General features: G+C 63.8%; 9 protein-coding genes and 4 pseudogenes. 3 read left to right on the forward strand and 10 right to left on the reverse strand.

Features of this window, described 5'->3' with window-relative positions:
• Window positions 1–11: 11 nt before the first annotated feature.
• Window positions 12–161 carry a hypothetical protein gene (locus IPQ09_18650; GenBank protein ID MBL0196207.1) on the forward strand — a complete coding sequence of 50 codons (150 nt, stop codon included), beginning with the start codon at window positions 12–14 and terminating at the stop codon, window positions 159–161.
• Here IPQ09_18650 and IPQ09_18655 read toward each other — a convergent pair.
• Window positions 161–454: pseudogene (locus tag IPQ09_18655) on the reverse strand (zinc-ribbon domain-containing protein). The gene IPQ09_18650 and the pseudogene IPQ09_18655 overlap by 1 nt on opposite strands.
• Between IPQ09_18655 and IPQ09_18660 the strand changes: the two are divergent.
• The gene (locus tag IPQ09_18660; protein ID MBL0196208.1) at window positions 420–608 is read left to right on the forward strand and encodes a hypothetical protein; all 189 of its coding nucleotides are present in this window, start codon (window positions 420–422) and stop codon (window positions 606–608) included. The pseudogene IPQ09_18655 and the gene IPQ09_18660 overlap by 35 nt on opposite strands.
• Here IPQ09_18660 and IPQ09_18665 read toward each other — a convergent pair.
• The 6 genes and pseudogenes from IPQ09_18665 to IPQ09_18690 all read right to left on the reverse strand — a co-directional run bounded on the left by IPQ09_18665 (window position 560) and on the right by IPQ09_18690 (window position 4,817).
• Window positions 560–739: pseudogene (locus tag IPQ09_18665) on the reverse strand (zinc-ribbon domain-containing protein). The gene IPQ09_18660 and the pseudogene IPQ09_18665 sit on opposite strands and share 49 nt — an antisense overlap.
• Before the next feature lie 14 nt (window positions 740–753).
• Window positions 754–1,645: pseudogene (locus IPQ09_18670) on the reverse strand (hypothetical protein).
• Window positions 1,646–2,149: a hypothetical protein gene (locus IPQ09_18675; protein ID MBL0196209.1), complete on the reverse strand. Its 504-nt coding sequence runs from the start codon at window positions 2,147–2,149 to the stop codon at window positions 1,646–1,648.
• Window positions 2,146–2,941 (reverse strand): annotated as a pseudogene (locus IPQ09_18680) (TIGR04255 family protein). Before IPQ09_18680 ends, IPQ09_18675 begins: the two are co-directional and overlap by 4 nt.
• 142 nt (window positions 2,942–3,083) lie before the next feature.
• Window positions 3,084–3,383 (reverse strand): hypothetical protein, encoded by a 300-nt coding sequence (locus IPQ09_18685; GenBank protein ID MBL0196210.1) that lies wholly within the window; start codon window positions 3,381–3,383, stop codon window positions 3,084–3,086.
• Between the two features lie 846 nt (window positions 3,384–4,229).
• Complete coding sequence (locus tag IPQ09_18690; GenBank protein MBL0196211.1) at window positions 4,230–4,817, reverse strand: hypothetical protein; 588 nt, start codon at window positions 4,815–4,817, stop codon at window positions 4,230–4,232.
• Between IPQ09_18690 and IPQ09_18695 the strand changes: the two genes are divergently transcribed.
• Window positions 4,789–6,201 carry a hypothetical protein gene (locus IPQ09_18695; protein MBL0196212.1) on the forward strand — a complete coding sequence of 471 codons (1,413 nt, stop codon included), beginning with the start codon at window positions 4,789–4,791 and terminating at the stop codon, window positions 6,199–6,201. The genes IPQ09_18690 and IPQ09_18695 overlap by 29 nt on opposite strands.
• 232 nt (window positions 6,202–6,433) lie before the next feature.
• Here IPQ09_18695 and IPQ09_18700 read toward each other — a convergent pair whose 3' ends face one another.
• From IPQ09_18700 to IPQ09_18710, 3 genes are read right to left on the reverse strand one after another with little or no spacing between them, the layout of a single operon-like run.
• On the reverse strand, window positions 6,434–7,585 hold the full coding sequence (locus tag IPQ09_18700; protein ID MBL0196213.1) for a hypothetical protein: 1,152 nt from the start codon (window positions 7,583–7,585) through the stop codon (window positions 6,434–6,436).
• A 50-nt stretch (window positions 7,586–7,635) separates the two neighbouring features.
• Window positions 7,636–8,604: a hypothetical protein gene (locus IPQ09_18705; GenBank protein MBL0196214.1), complete on the reverse strand. Its 969-nt coding sequence runs from the start codon at window positions 8,602–8,604 to the stop codon at window positions 7,636–7,638.
• On the reverse strand, window positions 8,574–11,318 hold the full coding sequence (locus IPQ09_18710) for a metallophosphoesterase (GenBank protein ID MBL0196215.1): 2,745 nt from the start codon (window positions 11,316–11,318) through the stop codon (window positions 8,574–8,576). Before IPQ09_18710 ends, IPQ09_18705 begins: the two co-directional genes overlap by 31 nt.
• Window positions 11,319–11,466 lie beyond the last annotated feature (148 nt).

An 11,466-nucleotide genomic window follows, 5' to 3' on the forward strand; every position in this document is an offset into this window, starting at 1 on the left:
TGCCTGTCGAGATGGCCATCACGAACGGCCTCGACTCCTTGTCGGCGAAGGCGCCCGCCTGCATGGCGAGGGCGAAGAGCTCGCTCGGGTTCAGCGCGCGCACGTGCGAGAGCAGCGACTTGACGAACGCGCGCAGGCTCTCGATCGACCAGCCGCCGTAGCACGTGGGGCACCTGCGGTTGCCGCGCGCACGCGACCGCACCGTGGCCTGGTACTCGTGGCCCTTGGGGCACTGCCACCACGCGTTCATCACGTGGTCCGCGTCCACCTGGGTGGGCGCGACGTCGCCGTTGCGGATCGGGTGCCAGTCGGCGGCCACCGCGGGGTTCGTGACGGCGAGCGAGCGCTCGGCCACGGCGCACACCGGGCAGCTGTCGTCGCGCACCATGAGCAGCGGCGAGCGCTGGTAGTCGTGTCCGTTGTCGCAGCGCCACCAGGTGCTCCCGGTGTGCATCGCGTCCACGTCGCTCGGCGAGAGCCCGCCGTTCTTGTCGACGTTCCAGAGCGGCACGAGACCCGGGCGAGCCTTGGCGAACGACCGCTGGGTTGGCCCGCGCTGGCAGTCGGGGCACGAGGGATCGCTCAGCATGGCGCGCGGCGAGCGCTGAAAGGCGTGGCCCTTCGCGCAGCGCCACCACGCCGCGCGAAAGCTCCGGAGGAGGACCTGTCCGGGTGCGCCGTTCTTGGTCTCGTCCCAGAGCTTGTGGAGCTGCGCGTTCGTGTCGATCGACTCGGCCATGGCTTCGTTCCCCCTCAGGTCGTCGGCGTGACCGGCGGCTCGATGCGCTCGGAGCTCCCTTGCGGCGGCTGCGCCGTCGAAAGGTGATCGAGATCGAGCGGGTCGCTCTCGACGTAGTCCTCGGCCGTCATGTCGCGCAGCGTGACGACCTGCCCCTCGACATTCATGAAGCGACCGATCGCGGGGACCAGCCTCAACCACCCGTTGAGGAGCGCTGGCCAGCTCTTTCCTTCGAAGGTCGCGTCCTCCGGGTTGCGGATGAACCAGAAGAAGAGGTCGACCTCAGAAGCATCCCAGGAGGGGGCCGCACGCACTCGGAGCTCGCGCAGCGCCCGCAGTCCTCGTCCCTCGTCGGAGTTCTTGTCGTGCTTGTCACCGAGGCGACCTTGCAGCTTCCTGGCGAATGCCGTGAAGTCATCGGGGAAGGCGAACCCGCTTGCGTGCGAGAGCCTGGGCGAAGGCGCGACCGTCCGCGTCGTCCGTGGTTCCCGGCGTTCGCTTCCACTTCGCGACGATCGATTTTTCCACGGTCATCACACGATCGAGATCCGCGACGAGGCGGGCCTTCTCGAGGCTCGGCAACGTCGCGTGGGAGGGGCGCCGTCCGCGCTTCACGTTGTGCAGCTCGTCCTCGGTGACCTGCACGAGCGGGGCTACCTCGATGTCGGCCGGCTCGTGCAGGCGCGGCCTGTCCTGGGTCTGCGTGACGAATCAGCCGTACACCTCAGACGTCAGCGCCTGAGCGCCTGATCCCTCGGCTTCCGCGGCCGTCTCTGAGAGGGGCATGGTGGCGTCGCCCACGTGCACGAACCATGATTCGTCGAGCGCCAGATCGCCCTGACGCCAGTCCTGGAGAGCGGCATCCGTTTGCTTCGCCTCGTCGGAGTCGGCGGAGAGCGTCGCCACTTACTTCCTCCGAGAAGTCACGATCGCCTTTGCCCCCAGAAGGCGACCACTGGTCGGATGGATCCGATCGTGAAGGGCGGAGACGAGCTCCGCCGGAGGGACCGGGGCTCGCGCAGCGCGCGCCTCGGCCGAGAGCTTCGCGACGGGCGCGGCCCTGCGTGCTTCGCCAGGGCCGAGCATCCTGACCACGCTCTCGTAGTCGCCAGTGGCCAGCAGGTCGAGGGGCACCGTCCCGTCCTCAGCCGCGCCCTCATGCGGACCGAGCAGGAGCGTCCGGTTTTTGCTCGCCGAGCCGCGATCCCTCCGAACGACCGCGAGCACGCGCTGGAGGTGCTCCTCGTTGCTCCTTGCCATGGGTTTGCCGCTTGCCCAGAAGTGGAGCGTCCGCCGGGTACCGAGCCCAGCGAGCATGCACCCCACGAGCAAGGGGTCGCGAACCTGGCGAATAAGCATCGCGCCGGCGGCCGACGTCGACCCGAAGGGGGGAAGCGCAAGGTCGCTCATCGCTCACCTCCGTACCTTGCGAGGAAGTCGTCAGTCGGCCCAGCGGAAGATGGTGTAGATTCGCTCGGCGTACCGTCGCGCCTCGGCGACGACATGTTCGACGTCGAACGCCATCGGAGCCGAGCTGAACATGTCGAGGTCGAGGAGCCAGCTCTTCTCGTTCGCGGGCTCGATCGCGGAGGGATCGACCGTCGCGTTCGGAGGAAGCACGCCCCAGCGCGCCAGCACGCGAGCGCCGGGGAGCTCGAAGCTCGACTCCGCCATGGCGTGGACCGTGTGGGTCGCCGCGATCGTTCCCGCGATGCCCCGTACCTCGGACCGCACGAGCTTCGACAGGTCGGCCATGGCGTCGCCCGTGATGCGATCGATGTACCGCACCCCGAGCCGATCGATCTGGCCGGGTTCGATGTGCTCACCGAGCGCCTGCACGAGCGACCTGAGCCGGCCGAAGAAGTCCTCACGGCTGACGTATTTGGTGGTCTCCAGCGCCAGGAAGTCCGGGGTGAGCGAGACCCGCCACTGGCCGGCCGCATCGCTGAACCGCCACGCGGTCTGCGGCTTGACGGCGAGCGCGACGCCGGCGGGGCCGACCACGACCCCCTGGGTCTGCTCTTGCCGAAGCACCGCGTACGTGGGCCGGATCGCCTCTTGGAACGGCGCGACGAACTCTCGCTGCTCGACGGAGAGGATCTCCGGGAAGCGGAGCTGCGCGATGACGCGAACCAACGGGGCGTCCTTAAGGGGAACCTCGGCAGGCGGCGGGGCGACGAGCGGGTCCACGGTGTCGCTCATGGCGATAACCTAGGCGCTCCCCGCCGGGATGTGAAGTAGAGTGTGAAGTGACCGGCCCGGACCCGACGCCGTCGTCTGATCAGCTCGTGTGAGACTCACCTCGGGTGCCGTTCAGCTCGGCCCCTTCGGCGGCTCGATGCAGTCAGTGAGGCGCGGGTCCTTCCGGATCGATCCCGCGTGGGACGCCAGGCCCTTGCACCTCGCGCCCCTCGGCTTCGTCCTCGGCCACGAGCTTGTTCAGCTCGAGGAGAAACTCGGTGGGCTCTTGGCCGTCGGGCATGCCGTAGGCGCGGCGCACCGCCTCGTCGAGGGCGGCCTGCGCGGCCTTAAGCGGGTGATATCCGGGGATCTCGGCGGCCTGGTAGAGCGCGCGGAGGGACCAGCCGTTGTCGCTCATGAGCGTGTCGCGGACCTTGCGTAGGTTGCGCGCGGATTCGGCCACAGCGACGACCTCGGGTTCCGCTCTTGGGGCCGGGCGGGAAGGTGGATAAACGCCGCTCGTAAGCGGATGTCGGATCGAACCTTTCCTCCCTTCGCCTTGGTCCACGCCCAGTGGGAATCGGACTGGATGACGCCGAAGCTGTAGTCATCGTCGAAGGCAAAGACTTGAAGCGTGTTGGTGGGGACGAAGGTTGTCGAGAGAAGCGTGAAGATCGGCCGAGCCTGCGGGCTCGCGCACGCGATCGTGCGTCGATGCCGAGCAACCTCCGAAAAGAACCTGCGGCTCGGTTCGCGTGGTTGCCACCAGGTACGAAGCCAGCGCTCATAGTGGTGCGTCTCCGTTCCGGCTGTCGCCCGACTCTTTACAAACGGAATACCGTCTCCGAAGGTGCGTGTACGCGCCAGAGGCTGTTCGAGCCCCGCCCTCGTCTTGGCAGTCGACCAGGTAGAGGCAATAGTCGGGGGGCCGACGTTCCGCGCAGCAGGTCACGGGCCCGCCAAAACGAGCCGCAGGGATGCGATCAGAGAGTCAACTGAAAAGCCCGAGAGATTCTTCTTCGACCTTGCGCGAAAGGCCGCCAGAGCCGAAAATTACGCCCATCGCAGTGCCGTTTTTGTTTTGCTTCGAGTCTTGTCGCTGCGCTCAGGTCGGCGCCGATTTCTAGGTTGGTTTCAATCCGTGGCAGGTTGAAGACGTCGTCCGCTACCAAAGAGATGATGGGGCCCTTGCGATAGTTGCATTGACCCAGTTCACCATCAGACGTCGAGAGCTGCGTCTCCAGGCCAAAGCCGGGACGCGGCGTTCGTGATGGTGCCGCCGTTCACGACCACGTAGTCGAGCGAGGCTTCACGCGCCTTGCCCACGCGAATCCCACGTCCCGACGAGGCCCGCGCGGCTCCCCGGCTTGAGCCTGTCGTGAGCACGCCGGAACCAGTAACAGCAGAGGTCGACCACTCCCTCGATGCCTGACGTGCCTTGGAGCTTGCGGATGTAGTCGGCGCCCAGCTCGCCGCGGATCTTTCGGTCTCCCAAGAACGGCGGATTCCCGACAATCGCATCCACCTCGGGCCACTCGGTGAACAACGCATCCGCGCACACGATGTTCTTGTCCAGGTTGTCGAGCGGCAGCGACGGGTCCACGTCGATCTCGATCTGCCCCACGTAGTCGGCCGCGACCTCGCGGCGCTCGTCGAACGCGATCTTCTTCGCGATGTTGAGCGTGACCTTGGCCAGCTCCACGGCGAAGGGGTTGATGTCGATTCCGTAGAAGCGCGACGCCTGGATACCCGCGCCCCACGAGACTTTCCCCTTGCCCTGCCCTTGCGTCGACGGGAACTCCTTCAGCAGCCGCACGAGCAGCTCGGTGTCGAGCTTGTAGAGCTCGCGGAACGCGATGTAGAGAAAGTTGCCGCTGCCGCAGGCCGGATCGAGCACGCGGAAAGGCGAGGAGCTCCGCGCGCACGGCGAGGAGCTCGTCTTTGGTCTTGGCCTCGCGGATGCGCGCGCGCCACGGCTCCACGATCGTCGGCCCGACCACGCGCATGATGTCGTCGTGGGCGGTGTAGTGCGCGCCGCTCTTGTGGCGCTCGGCGTCGTTCATGATGCCCTGAAAGACGCTGCCGAAGATGTGCGGATCGACGTACTTCCAGTTCGCCTCGGACGCCTTGGTGAGCGCCGCGAGCTGCGCCTCGCCGAGGGGCACGGTGACCGGCTTGCTGAAGAGCCCCCCGTTGAAGAACGGGACCGCACGCTCGCGCTCGCTCCCACCAGGAGCGTCGCGTGTGCTCATGAGCCGGAACAGATCGGCGAGGCGCTTCTCCACGTCGCCGTGGCGGGCGCCCTCGTAGAGGAGCGTGGTGAAGTACTCCTGGGGGAGGAGCCCGATGTCCTCCGCGAACATCGTGAGGATGCACTGGAGGCTGAACTGGACCACGTCCCGCTCGCGCTCCGGGTGCTGCTGCTTGAGGCTGCGGTACAGCTTCGCGACGAGCTCGGCGACCTCACCGGACACCTTCGAGACGTTGATGATGGTCGGCGTGGTGCCGGGCACCCAGGTCGGCGAGAGAAACGGGAAGGCCTCGCTGTACTTGGGCAGATCGTCGACCGGGATCGCGAGCCGCGGCGCGGCGCGGTCACGGGCGAGGTCGTAGAGCTGCAGATCGCGCTGGTTCGTGAGCACCACGTACTGGGGCACCGGGTTGACCTGGAGACACACGCGGAGCAGGTCTTTCCACGCGTAGTCGAGCATGACGTCGTGGTTCACCACCTCGACGAGCAAGCGCCGCGAGCTCCACAGGAGCGCCACGCCGCGCGTCGCGCGTTGCCCGCCGTCGACCACGGCGAGCTCGGCCGGCAGGGTCGCCTCGAGCGGCTTCCCGCCGGGCCAGCCGAAGCACTCGAGGAGCTTCGTGGTGAAGGTGCCCGCCGGATCGCGCCCGCGAAACCCGCCCGCGCCCTCGAGCACGAAGCGGCGGAGGTGCGACTTGAGGGCGTTGTCGCTCTGTGGGGCGGTGGCCGCACCCTTGGCGCGAGGCGCGCCGTCCTCAGGCGCGGCGCCCTCGGCGGGCTCAGCCACGATACCGAGGAGGCGATCGATGAGCGCGGCCTTGTCGCCACCGCTCGAGCCGTGGAGGGCGTGGCTGATGGCCTTGAGCTCGCCCGAGGGCAGCGCTTCGAGGACGGAGCGGAAGGGCAACGAGCGCTTGCGGACGATGGCCTCGACGTGGGCGTCGGTGGACCTTCGGTCGGACCTCAAGGCCCAATACCAGGCCAAAGCGGGTCGTCAGCTCGGCGAGGCGGTCGCGGGAGAGCTGCTTGAGGACCGTGCGTCGATCGTTGAGAGGGAGGCGACCCTTCGGGGGCATGGGCGAGGGAGCATAGACCTGAACGGATGACGGCCGCAGGAGATTTGGCGTGCCTTGACGGCAGACCCAAAGCGGGCTCGGTAGCGCTACCTCACAAGGACCCTGAGCCGCTGAGCGTTCCCGATCGTCGAGCGCTTCGCCATGATGCGGCACGCCACGGAACCTGACGCTAACGAAACTAGCTATCTAGCTAACCAATGGCGACGACGCGTTGAGGCTACTTCGCTCTGCGAATTCACGGTATGCGACAAGAAGTGCGCGAATCTCCTCGAGCGCCTCCCTAATTGCCGGAACGGCTGACTCACCCATTTCGGCAACCACTGCACTACGAAAGGCGGTGTAGTGCTCGACCAAAAGCGCTTCCGACCTTTGAAGCGCACCGAACACGCGCCGGACGTCCTCAACCCGGCGCTTGCAGCGCTCCACGCCGATCATGAGCGCCCTCGCAGGTGCGTTCCCAAGAGCAGGAACAGGTTGTTCGATAAACACGTTAATGAACCGGAGCAGGCCCGGAGTCATAGGCTCGACGTGGGCACTCGTCAATAGAGCCTCTTGCCGCGTCTCAGCGTCCCACTTATAACTTCGCACCGAACTTCGGAGTTTCTCGACAAGTTCTCTTGACGCCACGCCATCCAACGCCTGGCACGCGCGAAGCGCGGCGATGCGGTCCTTCGCGCGAAGTTCAGCGATGCGGTCCTTGGTTGCCGAGCGCTCAGTCTCCAAGCTCTTGGCAACGGCATCCGTGAGGCATCTCGCTACCTGGGTCTCACGGGGAGCCAACCGGCCAAGCGCCCAAACACCCACGGCGAATTCCTCTCCGATCGGATGGCTTGCCACATACTCAAGCAATTCATCGATCACCGCTCCAGGCGACGGACTACCGGTGCCGATCGTTGCCAACACCCGACATGCAGCGATTCTCACATCCCTCGTAGCTGCCAACAACAACGTCCGAATGTAATCAACGTCGGCGATCTTGAGAAGTCGATGAATCGTTCGCGACTTCTGAATCACGGACAACACCGCTACCATCTCGTCGTGCCCTGTGTGGGGGGCCCGAAGAAATGCCCGAATCCTTTCAGCAACAAACACATCTTCGTTCCTAAGCAATGGCAGCATTCGAATAGCGAGTACCCGCTTTTGCCCAACCGGCGAGGACAACCTCTCGTCGACCGCGGTCCGCTCAAGCACATCATTCCTCGACGACTGCTGCTCATACGCCAATTCCCCGTCCGCCGTCCGAAGGGTCTCCAGCAGGAGCCGCTCCGTATCCTCATCAAGACTATCGGACTGAACCCCCGCCGACAGAATCGCCTCGGCACAGACAGAGGCGACCACCCCACTTGACTCCCGCATGCACGTCAGGAGCGCCCCCCACAAATAGGTAGCTATCGGCGTACTCGCCGCAGCCGCACGTGCGGCAGCGAGGCGCGCGCGGGGACGGGCCCGTCAAAGGCAGCCCGCGCAGCTAGGAAAGATGCATCGGTGCGCAACTGAGTACTTCTCACCATTGCGGCGCATACAGCAGCCAAAATCAACGGATCTCGTCGCTTGCATACCTCCTCGAATGGAACCAGAAGCTTTTCGGTCAACTCGACTTGCTGAGCGACATGCCCCAGCGATTCAACGAAGAATGCAGCTGATCCATCCGCTGCTGAGTTCAGACCGTTTACCAAGAATTGTACTATCAGGGGACTGGCCGTCGCTCCACTTAGGCGACCAAGGCGCTCCGCTACCCGCTCGCGCAGTCCGGGGTCGTGGCGAAGCACCCCGGCTTCGACGGCTTGTGTCACCGAAGCAAGCAGCAAGCGTTGAACACGCTCAGGCGGGACCTCGCACTCTAATGCATAGTCCAACGATATCAGCACTCCCGCCAGCGTTAGCTTGTCGCTGGGATCCTTTCTCTCCAGCAAGGCCTCTATTACCGGAGATATATCCCCGTAGTCACTGACAATTCCGCACAGTAACTCCAACACCTCCCTCCAACGGGGTTCTTCGGATAACCCTTGCCGTACGGCAAGAACATAGTCACACGCAGCGAGTCCCAGTGCTGCGAAGTAGTCCAAAAATGACTGGTGCATGAACGTGACGGTGTCCGCCTGCTGAGGCGACCCACCGTTGTTCACAACAAGAAGACCGGTGGACTCCGCAACCTCTTGAAGAAAGCGGGCCGCGTCCGAGTCCGGAACGACCGTTCCAAGAGCATCACTCATCGATCGTTGAAGCACCGACACTGCATCCCCACGCGACGCAATAGAAGATTCATTGTCTCTAAACATATGCAGTGCGAGCGCGCCAATACGCTGGCGAAGGTCGCCCTCCGATATCACGTGGTGTCCGGCCATACGACTACGCACGATCGCAAGCGTACGAACGGCCTCGGCATAGACCCGTGGCGTCGCGCTGAAGGTCGGCCGCTGTTGGCACCAATGAAGACCAATAGCGTAAGAAATAGTGGGTTCGTCGCGAGCCGTCGCAACCCAGCACTCTGCGCGACGTCTTGCACAATCTGCGTGACCACGGCCTCGTCCTTGATACTGAGTTGCGTCTGGGCGAACGCGATCTCTCCCGCCTCCTCGGCAACCCGCGCGCGCAGCACCCGTCCAGCCAACGCGCGTTGTTCCTCGGAACTGAGGCCGCACAAGTGGATGTCCTTTAGCTGAGAAGGCAACTCGACAACCTGCGCCGCGGCCGGCCTCGTGGTCACTACGAACCGATTCCCGGACGCCAGCCCGACCTCAAGCAACGTTGCGATCTGAGCGACCACCTTGGAGCGCGCTTCGACCGACACGACCTCATCGAGTCCGTCAAAGAAGAACGCTACCTCACCCGACTTGAGTAGACGTTCAAGGTCCTGTCGGCGAAGCGGCAGGCCACGGGTCGTCGCTGAATCGATCGCAGCGCGAAGGATGTCGACCTCGCCATCTTGGCGCCGAATCACTGCCGACAGAGGGACGTAGACCGGCACGTGCTTCGCGTACCACGCAGCCTCAGTCCCAGGCGGCCTGCAATACGCCAACAACTCGGACTTCGCGAAGCAAGTCTTCCCGGAGCCCGGATCGCCCTGCACGCAGATCGCCCCGTACTCCTGATACAGAAGGCGCGCTCCAGAAGTCTCGGGGGCGCTAGCGAGTCCATAGGCGCGCTTCATCTCGGTCTCGAGTTGATAGCGCAACGCTCCTTTTAGACCGAGGCGATCGAGCATGTCGTCAATCGACCTGCTCAATGTGGCTCTCCGCCCCGCCTGCTCACCTGACTCGGCGGTGGCCTGGACGTAGAGCGCATCCAAAGGCAGATCCGGCAGGCGAATCCCAATTGCGGCAAGTGCTGTGTATCGAGCTGAGTTGAACTCGGCATGGCAGCGCGAAAGGTACGCTGCACGATCAAACTCTCGAGCGGTAGCCGACGTCGTCGACGCTTCCGTCACGTCAGCCCTGTCTGGACAATAGTCGGCCCGGCTAAGTTCTGTCTCGACCGCTCGCGTTTCGCGAACCGCGGGGTGAGCGGCATCCACAACCTGTCCGTCTGGTCCAACGATCTCGAACCAGGCATCATTCTTCTCGCGCAGAAGCACGAGGAGAATTCCTTCAAAGGCGAGAATGCTGGCGTCCACATTTCGACCGTCAAAAGTCGACATGCGTGCTACCTGCGCGCTCGGCAGAACTCGGCCAAGTACCTTAGCGACTTCATCTCCGAGCAATATCCGAAGCGGTTTGCGCGCGCGCAGGCGAAGATACGAGGTGTTCGCGTCTTCGGTGATGGTGCCGAACGACACGACCGTCAGCGACTGGAGCGAATTGTAGTCAATAGTATTATTCCACGACTCAACCTGCGTTTTCGATATGGTTTCACTTCGAGACTGAATACAGCGAATCATATGACGACCCGAAGTCGTCTGGTAGACGAGGGTAACCGGATTCTCGTTGGGCGCATGCTGGAGCGCCCCGGGTTCTAAGTCACGCTGGTCCACCAGGTGCCCCTGCGTGATGACGGCTTGCCAGTCCGCGACTGACAGGTTGCCGAGGGCGCATATCTGCCGAGGCTGCGGCGTAGGACGCTGGGTGGGTTGCTTCGAAGCATTTAGCCGCGACCGAGCCATTGACAGCGCATAGCCCCCAGAAAGAATGTGACTTGGCTTCTGAAACTCGGAGGGCAGGCTAGTGGCCATGACCCATCGGCCATTCTTGGGGTCCCACTCGTAGAAGACGACGTGGAACGCATCGGCGAGCTCAAATATCGCGAACGAATTTCGATACCAATTCCGATTTGCGGGGTCTGGGTCCTGCTTGTCTTGGTACGCTGCGCCAAAGCCAATCGACAAGATGCCTTCTCCGCCAAAGCGGGCGCGAATATCGTGCTCGTGACCATGCAAGTACACGGCATTGTTCTGGACCAGCATGCTCTTGAAGGATTCGCGGTGCTCGTGAAGAAACCACTCGATTGGGTGATGACCAACGACGAGACGAACATCGCAGTCTGGGACGACGAGCAATCGGTGCCGGATGGAGGCAGTCGGTGCCGGCAGAAATTCGTACTCGCGAACGGTCGGGTCCTTGTCTGAGAAGAATGCCGTGTTCGTGCATACTACTTGTAGGCGCACGTCTTCCGCATCAATCAGATGCTGTGCAGAAACCTCCTCGTCCGGGCGCGGGGAGAATACGCGGCCATCGCGGACGAACGCGGAGTACGGGGCAAAGCCTCTCGCGCGTGGCTGCCGTACACGAGCGCCGTGTTGATCCTCGTCGAAATAACGCTTCTGGCGCTCGCCTCCTATTCCCATCCATTGGATGGGATCGACCTGGGCGCACTCGATATCGTGATTCCCGGGAACTGCAAAAACCTTCGCCCGGTCAAATGCAGTGAGCGCGAGCAACGGCGTCAGCACCAGCTGGTCGAACAATTTGTACTCATCGGCTTGGCCTGAGAACGCGAGGTCACCGCTAATCAGCACGCCGTCGATCTTCATGCTCGCGCTTGCCTGAGCGATAGCGGCAACAAGGGATGCGAGCGCCGTTTGCTGCTGCGCGCTCGGATTTCCAACGTGAAGATCGCTCAGGTGTAGCCAACGCATCGGGACTCCGCTCTAGACCGCCGTAACCCACTACGAAACTCGAGAGCGGTGCCTATCCGAACCGAGTCCGTGCCATAGGACCAGTAGCCCCTGTCTGAGTCAAACACTTTGGGTGACGGATGTGCAGGCTGCTCCCGTTCGCGCGCGG

It is taken from the genome of Myxococcales bacterium, assembly GCA_016720545.1.
Classification (GTDB): domain Bacteria; phylum Myxococcota_A; class Polyangia; order Polyangiales; family Polyangiaceae; genus JAAFHV01.